Source organism: Rothia nasimurium (genome assembly GCF_049068285.1).
GTDB lineage: Bacteria > Actinomycetota > Actinomycetes > Actinomycetales > Micrococcaceae > Rothia > Rothia nasimurium_I.
The window spans coordinates 290,177-309,846 of sequence record NZ_JBLKPV010000001.1 but is presented as its reverse complement, the minus strand read 5'-3'; the positions used below and the strand labels follow the sequence as shown (position 1 = coordinate 309,846).

Here is a 19,670-nt window from a genome sequence, read left to right as displayed (position 1 = left end):
TGGAGTTTCAAAGTGCGCGTAGTAAACGTAACAATTGTCGGGGTGGGGCCTCGGGGTATATCTGTTCTTGAAAGAATTGGAGCCGCTGCTCCTAGTCAGCAGGTACATCTTCATTTAGTGGATGTTTCTGAGGTGGGGGCTGGTGCTGTGTGGTTGACCGATCAGACCCGTGCCCTGTGCATGAATACGCTTGCTGGTGCCGTAACCCTGTTTACTGAGCCCGGATCAACCCTTGGGATTCCGGTTCAGCAGGGGCCAACCATGTTTGAGTGGATCCAGCGGATCCGGGGGGATCTGGATGCCCCCCTTTACTCCCTGTATGAGACTTACCCTGCCGATGCGTCCGCCCCGGTATTTAGTGAAGATTTGCGTCATCTCATTGCGTCTTTTGAAGATGAAATTTCTGTGACGCGAACGGAGTCGAATCCTTCCCGAGCCCTCTACGGGGCATATTTGAAGTGGTGTTTTGAGATTGCGCTGGATAGGTTACCCGATACGGTTCAGGTTTATTCGCATCGAGATCAGGCGGTGTCGCTGACGGAGGTTACTGAGGCTGGCCGGACTTTTGACCGTATTCAGCTGGCCGGTGGCGGGTCTATTGACTCTGATGTTACTGTTCTGGCTTTGGGCTGGATTACTCCTGCAGAGTCCAGCCATGAAGAAGAGTTGGCCCTTTCTGGTCTTCCCTGGGTGAAGCCTGCCAACCCCCTGCTTCAGGCCGGTATCCGCCAGCTACCAGCTGCGTCCTCGGGCCAGAAGGTGCTTGTTCGGGGACTTGGCATGGGCTTTTTCGATCTGATGGCTTTGGTGACCTTAGACCGGGGTGGACGCTTTCTTCCTGATGAGCAGGCACCTGGGGGCCTTCGCTACGAGGCAAGCGGGGCTGAGCCTCACCTAGTGGTGGCTTCCGGGCGCGGTTACCCCTTCTTGCCTAAGAGTGAGTATGGAGATCTTCCGCCTGTGGCTCCTACACCTGCCTTTGATGAGGTTTACCAGCGTTTAGTAGCCAGGGATGATTCCATCAGCTTTAGGGACCAGGTCTACCCTGCCATTCTCTCGGACGTCCTGGCCCAAGATCCGTCCTTCCAGATTGAGGAATGGGTCAACCCTCTCGGTGATTTTGTAGGAAGCCTTGATCAGCTCACCTCCCATGTAGCAACCCGGTTGGAGCAGGATATCCACCACGCTGAGCTGGCTGCTTCAAGTCCCCTGAAAAATGCTCTCTGGGTTATTTCCTCGGTCCGAAAACGTATCATGATCTTAGGTTCTGGTGGACGTTATGAGGATCAGGCTGAGGTGTCCCGTTTTATGAAAATGGGGCAGATGGTGGGCTCAGGCCCGCCGGCCTTCCGATCCAGGCAACTTTTAGCGCTGATACATGCCGGCCTCATTTCCTTTGCAGGTGCCCGCCCCTCTATCACAGCAGAGAAGGGCGAATGGGTTATGCGGACGGCCACATCCCAGGAAGCGGTCACCGGGGCTGTACTTGTTGATGCTTGGATGCACAAGCCCGACGCCTTCCACACTAGTGATTCTCTGTTACTGAGTTTGAAGGAAAGAATGCGTCCCTTCCGGGGAAGCGGGTCACCAGAGACGGACCCCGCAACTCGTTTACTTGTTCACGAAGACGGTGGTTTAGACCCCCGTGTTTTGCTCATTGGGATTCCAACTGGCACCCAGCACCCTGACACCACGATTTCACCGATGCCGGGCACAGACCCCCTTTTCCTGCAAGAAACTGATAAGGCAGCTAGGACTGTCCTTGAGAGAATCCGGCAGATGAATTAGAAGAAGCGTCGTTGAGCCGGTACCGTCACGTCCAGCAGGCCTGTGAGATCTGAAACGCGGACGGTACCGCGCGGCAGCAGCCTTTGGCCCCGACGGTGGCGGTTCACCCAGGCAGCCTGCAGGCCCGCCCGGGCCGGGGCGGCAACGTCCGCGATGTAGTTATCTCCCACATGCACCGCATAGGCCGGATCTACCTCTAATTGGGCGCATACAAAACGAAAAACATAGGGGTCAGGCTTGCTCATGCCCACCCGTTCTGAGGAGAACAGCGGCATATCGTGCAGGCCGATTGCATCGAGTTTCTTCTGCTCGGTAAATTGCGAACCGTTGGAAATGACTGCCACCTGGAGGTGGCTATAGCGCTGGCCCAGCTGTTCAAAGAACCTATCTACTTCAGCAAAAGATGACCAGGCCTTTCGCGTCTCTTCCTGTAAGGTCATCAGGAACTTCTGGGCCCGATCTGCGCTCTGCTGTTCGCCGGTCATCAGGTGGAGCAGGCTGGAGGTGCGAAAGAGCCGGTTTTCATCAAAGGCTTGCTCACCTGCCAAGTAGCGCTGAAAATCTTCCCGCTGGATATCTGCCCAGGCCTGTAGATAGCCCTGGGTGTCGTCCAGTTCTCCTTCAAAACCGAATTCCCGTACCGCCCGGTTAAAACCCACTGCCGTTGCGGTATCGCTATCGAGCAAGGTGCCATCGAGGTCGAAGAGCACAAGGTTTGCCTGGTCGAGAAAGTATCCGGTATCACGCATAGGAGCCCTTCGATGTCATTTTGGCGTGTAACTCTTCACCAGCATATCGGGTACTGCCGGATATCGAGGGGAGAAACCACCCTCTACCGGAAAGAGTCTGTCCCGGCCCCGTGACGTTGTCTTTGGGCACTGAAACAGAAGGGTTCTGTAGATAGGCCAGCAGGTTCCTATCCCCTAGGATGGAGATACGGCACCCACTTTACTCAAACTATATGATTGATTACCTATGGCTTTCTCAACTCCCCTCGCACCTTTGGCCCCTACCTGCGCCCTGCTTGCAACCTGCGTCCTGCTTCTGACAGGGTGCGGTAACACTCAAACCCCAGTAGTGACAAGCCCGTCAAGCGAAACCACTGCTGCAAGTCCCACTGCCAGCCCAAGCCCCACAGTCAGCAGCAGCCCCACCCCTGATGCCCCGGTGGAAACGAGCCCGGAGCCCGAGCCCACCCCCCTTGAATCCGTCGTTGAAGCAGCACCGAGTGCCACGGCACTCACTCCCCCGGTCAATGACGGTTTTACCATTGATCCGGCGACCCTGCTGACCACTGACATCGTGCAGGGAACCCCGGTTGATCCAGCAGCCTATTCCTTTGCCATGGCAGATCAGCCCTCAGTTGTATTCCAAACCCCAGACCCCCAGGTGGCCTGCCTCATGCAACCCTACGGAGTCTTTTGCATGACAGATGATTCCAAGAACTGGGTTCTCCAGTCTGTTTCATTAGGCCCTACGGCAACTACTCCCCGGACTGTTCAGGCCCAGGGCCGGGCCGCTACCCATGACTGGTTCAAGACCAATACCCCCCTCCAAGAGGGCCAGTCCCTGAGTTGGATGGGACTTACCTGCACGGTAACGGGCCCGGTCACCGTCCAATGCACCAACGGCACTACCACCTTTAACCTGTCAGATATCCCCGATCGCTAGGGGTAAACCAAAGAGCGGCCCCCGGTTCATCACCGGGGACCGCTTCTGTTTTTGTGGTCGGACGCTTACCGCTGGCAGCCGGGGCACCAGTAGAGTTTGCGCCCTGCCACTTCCTCCATTGCTATGCTGGCACCACATCGGGGGCAGGGCTGGCCCTGGCGGTGGTAAACATAGTTGGCGTGGTCAGGCCAGGCCTCATCTTCTGGAATGCCGCGCCGGTCAGCCGGGTCGGTGGTGATAATGCGTCCTACCCTCACCCCAATCTCAAGCAGGTGCTTATTATCGGCCCAGAGGGCTTCAAGTTCTTCACGGCTGCAGTCCTTGCCGGGCCGGAAGGGGTCGATTCCGCAACGGTAGAGGGACTCAGCCCTAAAGATATTGCCCACACCTGAAATGCAGGCCTGGTCCATGAGAACAACCCCGATCGGCCGGGAAGTCTTTGCTGCCGCTGTATAGAAAGCTGCGGGGTTGGCGTCCTGATTTAGGGGGTCAGGGCCCAGCTTCTTTCGGACGTCCTTCACCTCTTCTTGTGTGAGGGTCCGGCAGATGGTGGGGCCAACCAGATCAGCCCAGCCGTGGGCAGAGACCAGGCGGACGCGGGTGGTCGGCCGGGGTGCAGGAGGCTCAGCTGACAGTTCGCTCCGGTGATCCTCTTGCTCCCCGATTTTTCGGGGAGCCCCAATGGAGGATGCTCCCGTAAAATGCTCATCGCCTCCAAAGGTAAATGCCCCATAAATCCCCAAGTGGACGTTGAGGTAAAGGTCGTTGGAGAAGCGGGCAAAGAGGTGCTTGCCGTGGGCGTAGGCAGAGTCGAAAACGTGGCCGTCCAGCAGGGTTGCGCCGTCCGCAAATCGCCCCTGGGGGCTGGTGACCGCCAGCTTTTCACCGGCAAAAACGTCGGTGAGCTGGCGGGCCAGGCGGTGAATTGAGTGCCCTTCTGGCATTAGTCCTCGAAGCTGTCGATCTGCTTGCCGGCGATTGCGCCGGTCTGCTCGTATTCGGCCATCTGGCCAATGCGGCGGGCGTGGCGTTCTTCGTTGGTCCACTCGGTGGTGAGAAAGACCTTGATAATCTCCAGGGCTTCTTCCTTAGTGTGCTGGCGGCCGCCCACCGCTACAACCTGGGCATTGTTGTGTTCGCGGGCCAGAGCGGCTGTGTCGTGGTTCCAGGCCAGCGCCGCACGAATACCTTCAACCTTGTTTGCGGCCATCTGTTCCCCGTTGCCTGACCCTCCCAGCACAATTCCGAGGGAATCCAGGCCCGCTTCCCGGTCAGCCCGGACGGCCAGGGCGGCGTTGATGCAGAAGCTGGGGTAATCGTCCAGGGCGTCGTATTCGGCAGGGCCATGGTCTACCATGTCGTAGCCAGCCTCGGTGAGCTGCTCGATGAGGTAGTGGCTGAGTTCAAGGCCTGCGTGGTCGGTTGCGATATGGACGCGCACGGGAGCTCCTTAGCGGTATGAGGGCAGGTCAGCGGACCAGTCCTTTAATGTTAGTTAGGTAAATCACGCCACGGGGCATAGAATGGGGTTCGTATGTCGTGTGTGATTTCTTTCGATTGTAGTCACACCGAGAGGCCGAGACGTAGTTCATTACCCCGCCTCTGGCCTGTTTGAAAACTATATTTTGAGTGTAAGGACTTCCATGCCCGGAATGAATTTGACCCGCGCTGAGGCTGAGGCCCGTGCCGCTGTTATTCAGCGCGTTGAATCCTACAAGGTTGAGTTGGACCTGACCCGCGGCGAGCGCGTCTTCGGTTCCAAGACTGTGATTCGTTTTGATGCTGTTGCTGGGGCGGAAACCTTTATTGATGCGATTACCGATTCCGTCCGGTCGATTGAGCTCAATGGTGAGCCGGTTCCTGTTGAGAACGCCGATGGTGTGCGCATTGCTTTGCCCGCCTTGGCTGAGCGTAATGAACTGGTGATTGATGCAGATATGCTCTACACCAACACCGGTGAGGGCCTGCACCGCTTTGTGGACCCTGTGGACGGTGAGGTCTACCTCTACTCCCAGTTTGAGGTGCCGGATTCCCGCCGGGTCTACCCGGTCTTTGAGCAGCCTGATTTGAAGGCTGAATTTGAGTTTATTGTGACGGCCCCTGCCCACTGGGTAGTGGTGTCGAACCAGCCTGAAACGTCGGTTGAGGACGTTGAGGGCGGCAAGGTCTGGCATTTCAAGCCGACTCCGCGTATCTCGTCCTATATCACTGCGATTATTGCTGGCCCCTACGATTCCGTTCATTCATCGTTGACCAACAGTGAGGGCCGTGAGGTTAAGCTGGGCTGCTATGCCCGTAAATCGCTGATGGAGTACTTGGACGCTGACGAGATTTTCCACATTACCCGCCAGGGTTTCGAGTTCTTTGAAGACCAGTTCTCAACCCCCTACCCCTTTGAGAAGTACGACCAGCTCTTTGTACCCGAGTTCAATGCCGGTGCTATGGAGAACGCCGGTGCTGTGACCTTCCTGGAAAACTACATTTTCCGTTCTAAGGTCACTGAGGCCATTATTGAGCGCCGGGCGATTACCGTCCTGCACGAATTGGCTCACATGTGGTTTGGTGACCTGGTGACCATGAAGTGGTGGAATGATCTCTGGCTTAACGAGTCTTTTGCCGAGTTCATGTCGACCCTGGCCGCTGCCGAGAACACCCGGTTTGCCCCCGAGGCCTGGGCTACCTTCTCAGCCTCCGAAAAGACCTGGGCCTACAACCAGGACCAGCTCTCGTCCACCCACCCCATTGTGGCCCCGATTCGCGACCTTCAGGACGTTCAGGTCAACTTTGACGGCATTACCTACGCCAAGGGCGCTTCCGTACTGCGCCAGCTGGTGGCCTGGGTCGGCCAGGAGAACTTCATGGCAGCACTCAAGGTCTACTTCGACAAGCACGCCTACGGCAATACAGTGCTTGATGACCTGCTCGATGAGCTTGAGGCAACCAGCGGACGCGACGTGCGCGCCTGGTCTAAGCTCTGGCTGGAAACTGCCGGGGTCAATACCCTCACCACCGAGGTGGATGAGGCTGAGGACGGCACCATCACCCGCCTGGCCCTGCGTCAGTCATTCGCTGAGGGCTACGAAACCCTGCGCCCCCACCGCCTGGTTATTGGCTTCTACAACCTGGACGGTGAGGTGCTAACCCGCACTGAACGTCTTGAAATTGATGTGGACGGCGAGGTAACTGAGGTTCCCATGGCCGTTGGAGCCAAGCGTCCTGATTTGATTCTGGTCAATGATGAAGATCTGGCCTATGCCAAGATTCGTTTGGACGAGCGCTCCCGGGCCACAGCGGTTTCCCACCTGGGCGCCATTGACTCCTCCGTTGCCCGCGGGGTCGTCTGGGGTTCCCTCTGGGATACGGTTCGTGATGCGGAAATGCCTGCCCGCCAGTTCGTTGAACTGGTTCTCAACAATATCGGCGCGGAAACCAATTCCACTGCCGTCCGAACCCAGTTGCTGAACTTTGAAACCGTCCTGCGGGCATATCTGAACCCTGCCCATGCTAAAACCGTGCGGGCTGAAGCAGCTGACCGTATCTGGGCCCTGGCCCAGGCTGCCGAAGCTGGCTCCGATAACCAGTTCCAGCTGGTAGGTACCTTTGCCCGCCTGGCCCACACCGATAGCCAGCTCGATGCCATTGAAGCCCTGGTCGCCGGTGAAATTACCCTTGACGGTCTGACGGTTGATACCGATTTGCGCTGGAACCTGCTGGGGTCCCTGGCTGCCGGCGGCCGTCGTTCTACGTCCGATATCGACGCTGCCCTGGCTGAGGACAACACCTCCAACGGCCAGCAGGCAGCAGCCACTGCCAAGGCTGCTATCCCCACCGCTGAGGCTAAGGCAGAGACCTGGCGGGCAGTGGTGGAGACCGGTGAACTCTCCAACATTGTTCAACGCTCAGCCATTCTTGGTTTCTATCGCGGTGGCCCGGAGTTCTCAGAACCCTACATTGACCGCTATTTTGAAGCTATTGAGGGTGTTTGGCGCGAGCGCTCCCACGAGATCTCAAGCCAGATTATTAGCGGGCTCTTCCCCCGCTTCTACACTCAAGAGGTCCTGGATAAGGCCGAGACCTACCTAGCCTCCCTGCCTGAGGACGCTGCTGCCCTGCAGCGGCAGGTGGCCGAAGGACGCGACGCCCTAGCCCGGGCACTCAAGGTTCAGGCAGCTGACCTATAAAGGTTCCTGACCACCGATAACCTTGGGGGCGGGAGTAGACTGGAGGGTATGAATTTACCCAATCCAGCCTTCCGCCCCCTTTCTGCGCCCGGTGGGGCAAGCGTCCAGAATTCTACCGGCGATGACGTAATCGATGAGCGTAGTTTCTACTACCAGGTAGGTGGCAGGCCGGTTTTTGAGCAGTTATGCCGGGAGTTTTACACCCGGGTAGCCAAGGATCCGGAGTTCAGAGCCATGTACCCTGAAGAAGATTTAGGCCCTGCTGAACGCCGCCTCTTCATGTTCTTGGAACAATACTGGGGCGGGCCTAAAACCTACCAGGCTGAACGCGGCCACCCACGCCTGAGAATGCGGCACAACCCCTTCTATATTGGCCCCCGGGAAAGGGATACCTGGCTTAAATACATGCGGGAAGCCATGGACACCCTAGACCTTTCGCCCCTCCATGATGCAGAAATGTGGGCCTACTTTGACCGCGCCGCCCACGCCATGCAAAACCGAGCCCAGTAACTCCTTTATGTTCAGCAAGACCCCGCCCACTTTTCGATGGGCGGGGCCGCAGTGTGTTTGTCTGATTTTTCTTGCGGACTTACAGGGCGCTAGTACGGACGAGCACATGCCCGGCCCGGGCTGAAATACGGGCCCACGAGCCTGAAGAAAAGACCTGCATAGGTTCTGTAGCCCGCGGAGGTAAAAAGCCCAAGACTTCAAGGGCAAAGGCAACACCTGTGGGCAACTGAATGTGGGCGTCCGGGGTAGCAAGCGGAGAAGACCAGATTCGAGAGCGCACGGTGCTCACAACTGCGTGGCCGGGATTCACAGGCAGGGCACTATCGACCGCCGCAATCCCAGCAGCTGCGGCAGCCCGGGCGTCGTCCGAAAGGTAAAAACCCTGCTTCACCCAACCCGACCGGGGTGGGGCAACCCCAGCCCACGGGGTTGTAACAGTCACCGGGGGAAGGGCCAGTTTGAGCCCAGCGTCTTCGATCCGGGCCAGACGGTCCAGCAGGGCAGCTGCCTCAACAACGGTATCGACCTCAGCCGGGGCAGCGAGGTTCAGGGCCCTCAGACCCAAAATAGTAGGGGTAGAGTCCAGCAAATCGTCAGGGACCAGCACAGGAACATAAACCCCCAATACCGACCCTGTAGCCTGCAGGCGCACGGCGGCCTGAGGATCAATCTGTTTAGCTCGAGTCAGGAAGGTTGCCAGATCACGGGCACTTGCAGCATCAGGAAGGTGCAGGAAGGGTACGGGCAGAGCCGAATCAGGCGAACTCATGTGAGGTTACTCTTTTCATTTCATTTATGACTTCTCTACCACCTAACCATAGCCCAGATATGAGAAAGTGGAACCATGAGTCAGACTACAGATGAGAACCTCTCCCCCACCCAAAAACTGCTTGCCATGTTAGATATTCAAGGTGGGGGTGCGTCCGCCCACGAGCAAGTCTTCAATGCAGTGACCCTCACCCGGGAATCCCCCCGTATCTTTGGTGGGCAGGTGCTCGCCCAAGCCCTCATGGCAGCAGCAAGGACGGTCGAGGGTAAGGTTCTGCACTCAGTCCACGGCTATTTTCTTCGGCCAGGCGACGTTGATACTGACCTCTCCTACGGGGCCGAAACCCTCAACGAAGCCAGGTCCTTTGCAACCCGCAGGGTCCAGGCATATCAGGGTGGCTTACCTATATTCTCCTGTATTGCCTCCTTCCAGTCACCGGCAAGGGGACTCGACCACGGTTCACCGATGCCAGAAAATCTAACCCCACCAGAGGAACTGCCCACAGCCGCCGAACTCCTGGGCCACCTGCCTTACCCTATCGCCCAAAAAGTAGCCTTTACCCGCCCCTTCGACGTCCGTCATGTGAATGCCCCCGTCTACCTAGAACCAGGGCAAGAGAAAGAACCGGTCAACATGGTCTGGTTTAAAACCTTCGAACAATTACCGGATGACCCCGTCATCCATCAAGCCTCCATCGCCTACGCATCTGACTACACCCAGCTAGAGCCGGTACTGCGCAAGCATGGCAGGTCCTGGCTGGAACCGGGAATGAAGGTTGCCTCCCTCGACCACGCCATCTGGTTCCACCGCCCCGCCAGGGCAGATGAATGGCTCTTACTCGTCCAAGAGTCACCCAGCGCCCAAGATTCCCGTGGCCTGTCAGTAGGCAAGATTTATACCCGAGATGGCCTGCACGTGGCCACAGTCACCCAGGAGGCCATGATCCGCCTTCCAGAGTTCCGCGACCAGTAAAAGAGCCGGAAAAGCAAATCCCTCCCGCCGCTACCGGCAGGAGGGATTTTTCATGAGGTCAAGCAAACAGCCAGAGCTAAAACTACAAGCTCACTGCTGCAGCCCTAGGCTCTTGCGTGCTCGCGCGCTCGCACCCGGCTAGCTTATAGAATTCGCTTCCGCTCATCGCATCCGATTCGCTCGCCTCTTAAGTGCTCGCGCGCTCGCACCCGGCTAGCTTATAGAATTCGCTTCCGCTCATCGCATCCGATTCGCTCGCCTCTTAAGTGCTCGCGCGCTCGCACCCGGCTAGCTCATCGCGTTAGCTTGCGGTGAACAACGCGGTGCGGCTTAGCTGCTTCAGGGCCAAGACGCTCAACCTTGTTCTTCTCGTAAGACTCGAAGTTACCCTCGAACCAGTACCAGTTATCAGGCTTCTCATCGGTACCTTCCCAAGCCAAAATATGGGTAGCTACTCGGTCGAGGAACCAACGGTCGTGGGAAACGACAACAGCACATCCGGGGAATTCCAGCAGGGCGTTTTCAAGGGAGGCCAGGGTCTCGACGTCCAAATCGTTAGTCGGTTCGTCAAGCAGGAGCAGGTTGCCACCCTGCTTCAGGGTCAGGGCTAGGTTCAGGCGGTTGCGCTCACCACCTGAAAGCACACCGGCCTTCTTCTGCTGGTCAGGACCCTTAAAGCCGAAAGCAGAAACATAGGCACGAGAAGGCATTTCAACCTGGCCAACCTGGATGTAATCCAAGCCGTCTGAAACTACTTCCCACAGTGACTTTTCAGGGTCGATGTTGGCGCGGTTCTGGTCAACGTAAGAAATCTTGACTGTTTCACCAACCTTAAGGGAGCCACCGTCAAGAGGTTCAAGGCCAACGATGGTCTTGAAAAGGGTTGACTTACCAACGCCGTTGGGGCCGATGACACCCACGATGCCGTTGCGAGGCAGGGAGAAGGAAAGGCCGTTGATCAAGGAACGACCGTCGAAACCCTTCTGCAGGTTCTCAGCCTCAATCACAACATTACCCAGGCGGGGCCCCGGAGGAATCTGGATCTCTTCGAAATCCAACTTACGGGTCTTCTCAGCCTCAGCAGCCATTTCCTCGTAGCGGGCCAAACGGGCCTTTGACTTAGCCTGGCGACCCTTAGCGTTAGAACGAACCCAATCGAGCTCTTCTTCCAGGCGCTTAGCGAGCTTAGCGTCCTTCTTACCCTGAACTTCGAGGCGGGCCCGCTTCTTGTCAAGGTAGGTGGAGTAGTTGCCCTCGTAGGGGTAGAGGTTGCCACGGTCTACTTCTGCAATCCATTCTGCAACGTGATCAAGGAAGTAGCGGTCGTGGGTAATAGCAATAACTGCACCCTCATAGGACTGCAGGTGCTGTTCCAGCCAGAGGACGGATTCAGCGTCCAGGTGGTTGGTGGGCTCATCGAGCAGGAGCAGGTCGGGCTTCTGGAGCAGGAGCTTACAAAGGGCAACACGACGGCGCTCACCACCGGAGAGATGGGTCACGGGTGAGTCACCGGGAGGGCAACGCAGGGCGTCCATAGCCTGTTCGAGCTGGGAATCGATGTCCCAAGCGTTGGCGGCGTCGATAGCTTCCTGGAGCTTGCCCATTTCTTCCATCAGGGCGTCGAAGTCTGCGTCAGGGTTCGCCATTTCTTCAGAAATTTCGTTGTAGCGAACAATCTTTTCGTAGATTTCGCCAACGCCTTCCTGGACGTTGCCCAGGACGGTCTTTTCTTCATTAAGCGGGGGCTCCTGCATGAGGATACCCACAGTGTAGCCATCTGAAAGTCGAGCTTCACCGTTGGAGGGGGTATCCAGGCCCGCCATGATTTTCAGAATGGTTGACTTACCGGCACCGTTAGGGCCAACCATACCGATCTTCGCACCGGGGAAGAACGACATGGACACGTCGTTGAGGATGACCTTATCGCCCACAGTTTTGCGGGCCTTAGTCATAGTGTAAATAAATTCTGCCATGCGGTTAAGCCTACCGGTTTCTCGCACTACTATGGGCCAGGTTGTAGGAGCAGGGCAAAGATTTTGTGTGAGTTTGCCCTGCTCCTCGCGTCATGAGCAGATGCTCGCATGAGGTGTACCGCTCAGCCCATCTCATGCCCTAAGAGGTCATGGCCACCACGGCCTCGTCCTCTTGCTCAATGAGCCCATGACCCGGCTGTTGAGACGACACGATCTCACCGGTTTCGACATTGATAGTCTCCTCGGCAGATCCAGACTCGGAGTTAGCCTGGGTTCCAGGGAAATCACCGTGTACCTGTTCATTGAATTTTCGGTCGGTGTCGTCAACCTCGGGTTTCCGATCTGAGATGCGGGTAAACCCTGCAATCCCATAGTTGAGGTCATGGCCGATAGCTGAGGCATCGATGTCGATGCTCGTTCCCGTAGTGCCGTCCGCCCGATCAAACTGCTTAATTTTAAGACGGCCAGTAACCAGGACGGGCTGCCCTACATGAAGGCTTCGGGCACCGTTATGTGCTAAAGAGCGGAAAGCATTGACGTTATACCAGTTGGTATTGCCTTCCCTCCAGGTGCCGCTCGCTGCATCGAACCACCGTGGAGTTGAAGCTACCCGAAAGTTAGTGACCGGGATATTGCCTCCTGGTAGGTACTTCTGGGTGGGGGCAGTGGCGATGAAGCCTCGGATAGTGACGGTATCGGACATGGGAATCTCCTGTCTCGTGGGGTGAATAAGGTGATTCCATAGTTATCGCAGACAGTCTGCTTGAAAAGTTTTTGGGTGGCTGGGGAAAGAAGTCCACCGCCTTTTACCTAGTCACAAGCACAGGCTTGGCAAAATTGGTGGAGCTGCCCACTTTATGACGCAGTGCCTTCACCCACTTATCAACACCCATGGCCTATCGGTGTGGAGCTCTCTAGACTAAAGCCGTCCCCCAGTCAATGACCCCTGCCAGGAGACCAGTTGCTTCTCAGCGTGCCCTCAGACCACTCAACAAACTGGCAGGTGCAAGGTGAAAACGAAAGGAAGGCTCTGATGCTCACCGAAAACCCCACTCACTATCCCCGGCCCTCGTGGGTCCGCGGACCTGCCTCCCAAGCCTATTGGGAGACAGAATGGCAGATGGTGCCCCGAACAGACCAAGACCTATTTGAGCACCTTTGCTTACTCATTTTTCAGAACGGCCTCCCCTGGGAGGTAGTCCTTAAGAAGCGAGAGGTTCTCAAATCTCAATTTTTCAATTTTGAAATCCCTACAGTCGCAGCCATGACCCCCTTTGACTGTGAACAGGTGATGCAGGCTCAAGGGGGAATCAGAAATTCGTCAAAAATTCGGGCCGTGGTTCATAACGCTCGCATGATGACAGAGAAATCCATATCCCTGTGCAGGGTGCTTGGTGAGGCCATTCCTCACACTATTTTGATTCCACCACATGAGGAGATGCCTGTGCGTACTGCTGCTACGGATTCTGTTTCTCAATCCCTCAAAGCAGCGGGATTAGTGAGAGTAGGTCCGGTGGTGTGTTCAGCTTTGGCTCAGGCTGCAGGGTATATTCGGTGGGAAAATTACGAAAATTAACCCTTGTGATTGAAATAGGCCTGAATAGCTTGTGATGCTACATCAAAACCAGATTGCTGATCTTGGTGGCCTTTTGTGAGAAGGGCGATTGAGTAGGTGACCTGGTCAGTGCGGACGACTCCCACCGAGTTGATGTGCCAAGCCCCAGTTTCATCTTGGATCCAGCCGTTTTTAACGGAGATATCAAAAATCTCTTCCCCTTCAGGTGCAGCGTGGTGCAGGGACCCAATACCCCAGGTTTGGGACCAGTCCAGGGGAATCATCTTTTCAAGCAGGAACTGGGCGTCACTAACGTTAACCCATTCAACGGTGTCGACAATAGAACGCATAATCGCTAATTGGTCTTCAGCCCAGGCCTGGTTGTTACCCCAGGTATCTCCCATCTGGGTGTTGGCCAGCCCAAGAAGTTCATAGGTTTTGTTGATGGAAGCTGAACTTGCAGCAACATCGGTAGCATCGTAACTTCCAATACGGCGGAAGATTTCGCTTGTTGATGGGTTATCTGAGTATGTGATCGACGCTTCGATCAGGTTTTTTTCGTCCTCGGTGAGGGGCCTCTGTTCAAAGGCGGTTTTCCGAAGAAGTGTAAGAGAGATGGGCACTTTGACGATAGAGGCCTCGTAGGTCCATTCGTTGCCCTTATGGAGAAAGAGCTTTTCTGAGGCATGGTCCCAGACCGCAAGACTGATGGTGATACCGTGTTCGACTTCCAGCGCGTCCAAGGCCTCATTGATGTCGTGGTCTGCACTGTCGTTGGTATGTTCTTCACCGGCTGCTGTGAGCTGGGTACCTAGAGTGGTGGAGGGAGAGCAGGCGGCGAGGACGGGCAGGGTCAAGACTCCGAGTCCGGTTGCCTTGAGGGCTGTGCGGCGGGTTGGCTTCCAGCTGAAAGTCTGGGCAAGGGCTCGCTTATTTTCCTGCGTGGTCATGGTCACCATGATAGCCAGAGAGGGTTGATATGTGAAAATGCTGGGAGCTCCCTCCTCACCACCCATATGCCCAAACTAACTGGGCCCGGCCTACCAGAACCAGAAGTTTGCTGAATCTATCAGTGACGCCAAAGCAAGGCCCTGAAAAATGCAAGCTGAATTCAAAGGCCGCGGTCTTCCCCTTACCTTATAAGGGCGCACACAAAGACACCAAAAACAGGTGAAACTAGAAACGTAAGTAACCGGCCTGCCCCGCAACGAGTAGAGCAGCAGACCCCCACCATTTGCGAGCGCTCGCAGACACACCACGAGCACCTAGCCACCGCCCCGCCCTTAACGCTAGGCTTAACCCACACCAGCAGACCAACAGGGAAAGGAGCGCCCCCACCATGACCGCAACCGCTCACGAAACCGAAGCCGCCGCCCAGGACTTCCAGGACGCGCTAGAAACCGTCCTTGACCGTCTAGAGGGTGTAAACGCTATCCTGGCTACCCAGTAGCGCACCGGCCCGCCCCTATGCGGTATGTAGCCCTATCTGAGGCCCTAGCAGTACACGCCCGCCTAGCACCGGGCCAACGCCTCAAACCCGGTGGGGAGCATCTGTTAGAGAGCGCCCTAGCCCGCCCTGCCACCAGCTACGCAGGGCACGAACTTTACCCCGGCATCTTCAACAAAGCCGCAGCCCTCCTAGAGGGGCTGGTACAGAATCACCCTTTTACGGACGGCAACAAGCGCACCGCCTACACCTGCACAGTCCTGTTCATGTATTTGAATGGTTGGGATATTCTCCCCCTAGAGGTGCTTGAAGATAACGAGCAAGCACAGTTTGTTGTTCAGGTAGCAGAGCACTCACTGACCTTTGAGCAGATAGCCCAGCAGCTCGAACAGTGGGCGACACCTCACAGCTCACAGCGCTAGACCAACCGGTGCCCGCCCTCGCCCGTCTGCGCTGACCCTGTCAGTCTGGGGACCATGAGCACCACCAGCCAGCACTGGCCCCGTAGCAGGATAAGACCGAGACCCTACGCGTATCCCCCCGCCCGCACCTCGAAGCCCGGCCCGCAGCAGGGGACACCCGAAGCCCGCCGTGATACTGACTTACTGGGCAAACGAGTATCACAGGAGTATCACGGGGCCGTTTTTGGGCATGAAAAAACCCGCCCTACCCCTGTTTCGACGAGGTAAGACGGGTTTATATTGTGAGCGCCCCAGGAGGGAGTCGAACCCCCGACCAAGAGATTAGAAGGCTCCTGCTCTATCCACTGAGCTACTGAGGCCAGCTGCCTTCCTATCTTATCTACTATCTCGGCACCGGGCAAAAGTTGTAGCCCCGCCCGCCCCCAGCGGACGTCCTTTAGATACTAACCCCGTAGGCTGATGACCGCTGGGCGCGGCGTAGAACTCTACGGGTTGCGGGGTCAAAGCACACGAGCCAGAAAGCATAGGCCAGGCTGAGGACAGCTGCAATGAGGCGACCCATATTCTGGTCAAAATTTTCAAGGTAGGGCGAGACAGCCAGCTGGTCAGACACTGCATACATCACAAAAAACATGGTGGTGAGGAAGTAGAAGTCCAGTTGCCAGTCAGTGCGGATTCCCGCGACTACCAAAAGCGGGATAAACCACAGCAAGTACCAGGACTGCAGCATGGGCGAACAGACTACCACCATGGCAATTGCCAGGCCAGTTCTGCGGATCAGGTCTTCGTCCTTACCCTTGAACATGATGAAAACTGCAAGACCCATGCCCACCAGTTTGCTCAAGCTGAAGAAGGTATCACGCACTCCGTTGGCGAAACCGTTATCGCCAGTTAGGGATACCAATACCTGGTTGAGCTGAATACCAATAAACCCGACGGGGGTGAACCAGATGAACTGGCCGCCGGTGGTAGCGAGGGCCCCGATCCAGCCAAAGCCGAGGCCGGTTATCCAGCCCATCACTGCCAAGATACCCATAGAAATCCCCAGGGTCAGAGCCCAGTACACAAACTTACGGGGCCAGGAGGCGCCGCGTCCTGCCCAGAAAAGACCGATAAAGGGCAGGGCTACCAGGGCAATGGGCTTCACGGCGATTGCTGCTGTCACCAGGCCGATACCGATGAGGCCACCTGCTGTATCGCGGCGGGCAGCTGCATGGTAGACCCCGGCAAGAATGAGACCGGTCATCAGGGCATCGTTATGGGATGAAGTGACGAAGGCTGCGATAAACAGGGGGTTAGCTACGACCAGCCAGTTGGCTCTTGCCCCGTTAATGCCGTGCAGGTCAGCGAGTTTCGGTACATACCAGGCGATGAGGGCAACACCGATGAGGGCAACTACCCTAAAAAGGTAAAGGGCCACGTCAACCGAGTCACCGGCCAGTTGGGCTACCCATTTCTCAATAACGAGGAAGAGGGGTCCGTAGGGCGGAGCTGATTCAGACCACATCTGATCTGCCCCGTATTGGAAGAAATTGTTGACGTATGAGACCCCGTAGTCGTAGGGGTTCAGGCCCGAGGCCATGACGCGCCCCTGGGCAAAGTAGGAGAAGACGTCCCGGCTATAGAGGGGGAAGGCAAAAAGTTGAGGGGTGATCCAGCATATTGCTGCAGCCGTCGCCCATTTCTTGGCTCGGTCATCCCACACTACGAGTTTCTGCACCATGCGCAGCCATTCGCGGCACATCATCATGGCACCAACCACTAAAAGGATGATGCAGGTGATAATCCCCGAGGCTGTGTAGCGTAGGGGAATAATCCATTCAACCCGCCGGAAGGGAGAGGCATCAGCCAGCCAGCCCACGCCGAAAGACGCGAACATGATGAGCAGGGAGCCCACGGTGCCAAAAATCAGGGTGCGTAGGGGGCTTCCCATGACGTAGGAGGCGGTGCGGGGAGTGTAGTGGTGTTGTGCCCGCTTGGCCGGCTCACCACCCTGGGTTCTGGGACTCATATTGCTCCTGGTCGTAACTCTTTAGGTACCTCTGATTCTACCGCCAGCTCAGGTCCCGCCAGCCCTTGTAGGGCTTGCCCTTCTGTTGGGTAGGTGACAGCACAGAGGGCCAATTCCGGGGTAGATTTGTTCTGTGTCTATTTCAAATGAACGTATCGTATGGATTGATTGTGAGATGACGGGCCTGTCTCTTGAGAGGGACGCCCTGATCGAGGTAGCAGCGCTGGTGACGGATGGCGACCTGAATATTTTGGGTGATGGCGTGGACGTCGTTATCAAGCCTGAGCCTGAGGCCTTAGAGCAGATGGATGATTTTGTGCGGAATATGCACACTGTTTCTGGCCTGCTTGATGACCTTGAGGGTGGCACCACCCTGGCCGAGGCCCAGAAGTTAGTGCTCGATTATGTGAAGCAGTGGGTGCCGGAGCCGCGTAAGGCTGTTCTGGGTGGAAACTCGGTGGGCACTGACAAGACTTTTTTGGTGCGGGATATGCCCGAGCTGGTTGACTACTTGCACTACCGGGTCATTGATGTGTCCACCATTAAGGAGCTTTCCCGCCGCTGGTTTGAGAAAGCGACCTATAACGCCCCGGCCAAGACTGGTAACCACCGGGCTTTGGGCGATATTCAGGATTCGATTGATGAGTTGCGCTATTACCGGGGCACGGTCTTTGTTCCCTCCCCCGGCCCTGATAGCTCTGACTGCCAGAAGGTAGCCCAGCAGGTTGCTGAAACCCGCCAGGTGATTAATCCTGCCTAATGCTTGCGGCAGGACGGACGGGCGGCGGCTATCTGCCTGTTTGCCAGTCGGTTTCGATGGTGGTTCTCTGGGCGGAAAACGCAGCTAATCAGCCTTAGTGGGCACCATCACAACCTTTTGGCCTGATTCGATTTGCGAGCTGACAAATGTGCGTGTAAGGTATTACCTGTTGCCAAAACGAACTAACTCATGAGTTGGGATGTTTTGCGAACATGGTGGTCGTAGCTCAGTTGGCAGAGCGCCTGGTTGTGGTCCAGGAGGTCGCGGGTTCAACCCCCGTCGATCACCCCGAGTGAAAGGGTCGCTACGGTTTTTATCGTAGCGGCCCTTTTGTTTTGTCGTGTGATGTTTTCCTGGAGAAAGGGACCTTGGGATGGCTGTCCTTCCGATCGTGATTCACGGTAACCCGGTTTTGCATAAGCCTGCTGCTCCTGTGACGGAGTTTAATGATGAGTTGCGTCAGCTCATTGATGATATGTATGAGACGCAGGAGGTCTCGAACGGTGTGGGCCTGGCTGCACCCCAGGTTGGTGTTGGTCTGCGCCTGTTTACCTATAAGTTTGAGAATGAGGACGGCGTTCCCCCGCTGGGTGTGGTGGTGAACCCTGTTTTGACTTTGGGTAAGATTTCGACGGCTGATCCTGATCCCTATGATGAGGTTGAGGGTTGTCTGTCTTTCCCTGGCTATTCTTTCCCTCTGAAGCGCGCTGATTGGGTCACTGTGAATGGTTTTGATGGTGAGGGTAAGCCGCTGAGGTTTGAGGCAACCGGCTGGTTTGCCCGCGTCATGCAGCACGAAACTGATCATTTGGACGGCAAGCTGTATGTAAATCGTCTGAACGCCAAGTACAGCAAGAAGTACAAGAAGGTTGTGAAGGCTGAGGGGTGGACCGCCGAGGGGAATACCTGGATGCCGGGTGTTGACCCTGACCCCTTCGGGCACTAGGGGCACGAGACGCAGCGAAGCTGAGGCCTGGAAGGACGCGCCGAATGCCGACGTGGATCGGGGCTGGCGGTGAATTGCTGAGCGAGCTCTGCGAGCCAGCAAGAGCGGTTGTCGGCAAGGCGCGTCTAGAAAGCCGAAAGCGCAAACTAGAGCAAAGCCTTGTGAGAGAACCGGACGCCCCTGTAAGCCTGGGATGAAGCGCCTTTTTCCGAGCGCGCGAGGAAAACAAAAAAGGCGCTGAATCGGTGAGCGCCAGCGAACCGCAGAACCCGGCGCAAACCGCTTAAATCTAAAAGAACGGGACGCCCGATAAGCCGGGTTCTGTACCTACCCTCTGGGCAGGTGGCAATCATCCATCTAGACCCGTCGTTGCCGGCGGGTTCGAGCGGCCTACCCGGGCGCTTCACCGCACTAGTTACTAACGCGCCCTGTTTGACCTTGCTCCGGGTGGGGTTTACCGAGCTACCGTAGTCGCCTGCGGTACTGGTGAGCTTTTACCTCACCTTTTCACCCTTACCCCGTGGTGGGGCGGTTTGTTTTCTGTGGCACTGGCCTGCAAGTTACCTTGAGTCGATGTTATCGACCACCCTGTGCTGTGGAGCCCGGACTTTCCTCGAGACTGTGTTGTCGCGCGATTGCCTGGGCGTCCCGTTCTGGGGTTCTAC

The 19,670-nt window shown here is 56.6% G+C and carries 17 protein-coding genes, 2 tRNA genes and 1 other RNA gene; 10 read left to right on the top strand and 10 right to left on the bottom strand.

Going from position 1 to position 19,670, the window contains the following annotated elements; all coding sequences use genetic code 11:
* The first annotated feature begins 12 nt into the window (after nucleotides 1–12).
* Nucleotides 13–1,788 (top strand): FAD/NAD(P)-binding protein, encoded by a 1,776-nt coding sequence (locus ACMXX3_RS01390; RefSeq protein WP_421083024.1) that lies wholly within the window; start codon nucleotides 13–15, stop codon nucleotides 1,786–1,788.
* On the opposite strand, the gene ACMXX3_RS01385 is transcribed toward ACMXX3_RS01390, so the two are convergent.
* Nucleotides 1,785–2,537, bottom strand: a complete 753-nt coding sequence (locus ACMXX3_RS01385; RefSeq protein WP_421083023.1) for an HAD family hydrolase — start codon at nucleotides 2,535–2,537, stop codon at nucleotides 1,785–1,787. The two genes, ACMXX3_RS01390 and ACMXX3_RS01385, sit on opposite strands and share 4 nt — an antisense overlap.
* Before the next feature lie 226 nt (nucleotides 2,538–2,763).
* On the opposite strand from ACMXX3_RS01385, the gene ACMXX3_RS01380 reads away from it, so the two are divergent.
* Nucleotides 2,764–3,459 (top strand): hypothetical protein, encoded by a 696-nt coding sequence (locus ACMXX3_RS01380; protein WP_421083022.1) that lies wholly within the window; start codon nucleotides 2,764–2,766, stop codon nucleotides 3,457–3,459.
* 65 nt (nucleotides 3,460–3,524) lie between these two features.
* Here ACMXX3_RS01380 and ACMXX3_RS01375 read toward each other — a convergent pair whose 3' ends face one another.
* Together ACMXX3_RS01375 and ACMXX3_RS01370 are read right to left on the bottom strand one after the other, a co-directional pair.
* Nucleotides 3,525–4,403, bottom strand: coding sequence for an Fpg/Nei family DNA glycosylase (locus ACMXX3_RS01375; RefSeq protein WP_421083021.1), 879 nt, complete (start codon nucleotides 4,401–4,403; stop codon nucleotides 3,525–3,527).
* Nucleotides 4,403–4,900, bottom strand: a complete 498-nt coding sequence (locus ACMXX3_RS01370; protein ID WP_421083020.1) for a ribose-5-phosphate isomerase — start codon at nucleotides 4,898–4,900, stop codon at nucleotides 4,403–4,405. Before ACMXX3_RS01370 ends, ACMXX3_RS01375 begins: the two co-directional genes overlap by 1 nt.
* 202 nt (nucleotides 4,901–5,102) lie before the next feature.
* On the opposite strand from ACMXX3_RS01370, the gene pepN reads away from it, so the two are divergent.
* Nucleotides 5,103–7,640: an aminopeptidase N gene (pepN, locus tag ACMXX3_RS01365; RefSeq protein WP_421083019.1), complete on the top strand. Its 2,538-nt coding sequence runs from the start codon at nucleotides 5,103–5,105 to the stop codon at nucleotides 7,638–7,640.
* 48 nt (nucleotides 7,641–7,688) lie between these two features.
* Nucleotides 7,689–8,150: a globin gene (locus tag ACMXX3_RS01360; protein ID WP_421083018.1), complete on the top strand. Its 462-nt coding sequence runs from the start codon at nucleotides 7,689–7,691 to the stop codon at nucleotides 8,148–8,150.
* A gap of 79 nt (nucleotides 8,151–8,229) precedes the next feature.
* Here ACMXX3_RS01360 and ACMXX3_RS01355 read toward each other — a convergent pair whose 3' ends face one another.
* On the bottom strand, nucleotides 8,230–8,919 hold the full coding sequence (locus ACMXX3_RS01355; RefSeq protein WP_421083017.1) for a hypothetical protein: 690 nt from the start codon (nucleotides 8,917–8,919) through the stop codon (nucleotides 8,230–8,232).
* 75 nt (nucleotides 8,920–8,994) lie between these two features.
* Between ACMXX3_RS01355 and ACMXX3_RS01350 the strand changes: the two genes are divergently transcribed.
* Nucleotides 8,995–9,891: an acyl-CoA thioesterase gene (locus tag ACMXX3_RS01350; RefSeq protein ID WP_421083016.1), complete on the top strand. Its 897-nt coding sequence runs from the start codon at nucleotides 8,995–8,997 to the stop codon at nucleotides 9,889–9,891.
* Between the two features lie 293 nt (nucleotides 9,892–10,184).
* On the opposite strand, the gene ettA is transcribed toward ACMXX3_RS01350, so the two are convergent.
* Both ettA and ACMXX3_RS01340 read right to left on the bottom strand, forming a co-directional pair.
* The gene (gene ettA / locus ACMXX3_RS01345) at nucleotides 10,185–11,864 is read right to left on the bottom strand and encodes an energy-dependent translational throttle protein EttA (RefSeq protein ID WP_421083015.1); all 1,680 of its coding nucleotides are present in this window, start codon (nucleotides 11,862–11,864) and stop codon (nucleotides 10,185–10,187) included.
* A 139-nt stretch (nucleotides 11,865–12,003) separates the two neighbouring features.
* Nucleotides 12,004–12,567, bottom strand: a complete 564-nt coding sequence (locus ACMXX3_RS01340) for a single-stranded DNA-binding protein (protein WP_421083014.1) — start codon at nucleotides 12,565–12,567, stop codon at nucleotides 12,004–12,006.
* 330 nt (nucleotides 12,568–12,897) lie between these two features.
* Here ACMXX3_RS01340 and ACMXX3_RS01335 point away from each other — a divergent pair, with 330 nt between their 5' ends.
* Entirely contained in the window at nucleotides 12,898–13,440 is a 543-nt protein-coding gene (locus ACMXX3_RS01335) for a DNA-3-methyladenine glycosylase I (RefSeq protein ID WP_421083013.1), read from the top strand.
* Here ACMXX3_RS01335 and ACMXX3_RS01330 read toward each other — a convergent pair.
* A complete protein-coding gene (locus ACMXX3_RS01330) occupies nucleotides 13,437–14,369 on the bottom strand; it encodes a hypothetical protein (RefSeq protein WP_421083012.1) in 933 nt (310 codons plus the stop codon). The two genes, ACMXX3_RS01335 and ACMXX3_RS01330, sit on opposite strands and share 4 nt — an antisense overlap.
* Nucleotides 14,370–14,886: 517 nt before the next feature.
* Between ACMXX3_RS01330 and ACMXX3_RS01325 the strand changes: the two genes are divergently transcribed.
* Entirely contained in the window at nucleotides 14,887–15,288 is a 402-nt protein-coding gene (locus tag ACMXX3_RS01325; RefSeq protein WP_421083011.1) for a type II toxin-antitoxin system death-on-curing family toxin, read from the top strand.
* Between the two features lie 286 nt (nucleotides 15,289–15,574).
* On the opposite strand, the gene ACMXX3_RS01320 is transcribed toward ACMXX3_RS01325, so the two are convergent.
* A tRNA-Arg gene (locus ACMXX3_RS01320) sits at nucleotides 15,575–15,647 on the bottom strand.
* Between the two features lie 77 nt (nucleotides 15,648–15,724).
* Complete coding sequence (mptB, locus tag ACMXX3_RS01315; protein WP_421083010.1) at nucleotides 15,725–17,299, bottom strand: polyprenol phosphomannose-dependent alpha 1,6 mannosyltransferase MptB; 1,575 nt, start codon at nucleotides 17,297–17,299, stop codon at nucleotides 15,725–15,727.
* Between the two features lie 133 nt (nucleotides 17,300–17,432).
* Here mptB and orn point away from each other — a divergent pair, with 133 nt between their 5' ends.
* The 3 genes from orn to def all read left to right on the top strand — a co-directional run bounded on the left by orn (nucleotide 17,433) and on the right by def (nucleotide 19,005).
* Nucleotides 17,433–18,059, top strand: a complete 627-nt coding sequence (orn, locus tag ACMXX3_RS01310; protein ID WP_421083009.1) for an oligoribonuclease — start codon at nucleotides 17,433–17,435, stop codon at nucleotides 18,057–18,059.
* A gap of 215 nt (nucleotides 18,060–18,274) precedes the next feature.
* A tRNA-His gene (locus ACMXX3_RS01305) sits at nucleotides 18,275–18,347 on the top strand.
* An 85-nt stretch (nucleotides 18,348–18,432) separates the two neighbouring features.
* The gene (gene def, locus ACMXX3_RS01300) at nucleotides 18,433–19,005 is read left to right on the top strand and encodes a peptide deformylase (protein ID WP_421083008.1); all 573 of its coding nucleotides are present in this window, start codon (nucleotides 18,433–18,435) and stop codon (nucleotides 19,003–19,005) included.
* Between the two features lie 294 nt (nucleotides 19,006–19,299).
* Here def and rnpB read toward each other — a convergent pair.
* Nucleotides 19,300–19,656, bottom strand: an RNA gene (rnpB, locus tag ACMXX3_RS01295) — RNase P RNA component class A.
* Nucleotides 19,657–19,670: the final 14 nt, after the last annotated feature.

Excerpts from the sequence above, each read along its gene's own strand:
- ACMXX3_RS01385 (WP_421083023.1), bottom strand. The coding sequence starts at position 2,537 with ATGCGTGATACCGGATACTTTCTCGACCAGGCAAACCTTGTGCTCTTC.
- ACMXX3_RS01380 (WP_421083022.1), top strand. The coding sequence starts at position 2,764 with ATGGCTTTCTCAACTCCCCTCGCACCTTTGGCCCCTACCTGCGCCCTG.
- ACMXX3_RS01375 (WP_421083021.1), bottom strand. The coding sequence starts at position 4,403 with ATGCCAGAAGGGCACTCAATTCACCGCCTGGCCCGCCAGCTCACCGAC.
- pepN (WP_421083019.1), top strand. The coding sequence starts at position 5,103 with ATGCCCGGAATGAATTTGACCCGCGCTGAGGCTGAGGCCCGTGCCGCT.
- ACMXX3_RS01360 (WP_421083018.1), top strand. The coding sequence starts at position 7,689 with ATGAATTTACCCAATCCAGCCTTCCGCCCCCTTTCTGCGCCCGGTGGG.
- ACMXX3_RS01355 (WP_421083017.1), bottom strand. The coding sequence starts at position 8,919 with ATGAGTTCGCCTGATTCGGCTCTGCCCGTACCCTTCCTGCACCTTCCT.
- ACMXX3_RS01350 (WP_421083016.1), top strand. The coding sequence starts at position 8,995 with ATGAGTCAGACTACAGATGAGAACCTCTCCCCCACCCAAAAACTGCTT.
- ettA (WP_421083015.1), bottom strand. The coding sequence starts at position 11,864 with ATGGCAGAATTTATTTACACTATGACTAAGGCCCGCAAAACTGTGGGC.
- ACMXX3_RS01340 (WP_421083014.1), bottom strand. The coding sequence starts at position 12,567 with ATGTCCGATACCGTCACTATCCGAGGCTTCATCGCCACTGCCCCCACC.
- ACMXX3_RS01335 (WP_421083013.1), top strand. The coding sequence starts at position 12,898 with ATGCTCACCGAAAACCCCACTCACTATCCCCGGCCCTCGTGGGTCCGC.
- ACMXX3_RS01330 (WP_421083012.1), bottom strand. The coding sequence starts at position 14,369 with ATGACCACGCAGGAAAATAAGCGAGCCCTTGCCCAGACTTTCAGCTGG.
- ACMXX3_RS01325 (WP_421083011.1), top strand. The coding sequence starts at position 14,887 with ATGCGGTATGTAGCCCTATCTGAGGCCCTAGCAGTACACGCCCGCCTA.
- mptB (WP_421083010.1), bottom strand. The coding sequence starts at position 17,299 with ATGAGTCCCAGAACCCAGGGTGGTGAGCCGGCCAAGCGGGCACAACAC.
- def (WP_421083008.1), top strand. The coding sequence starts at position 18,433 with ATGGCTGTCCTTCCGATCGTGATTCACGGTAACCCGGTTTTGCATAAG.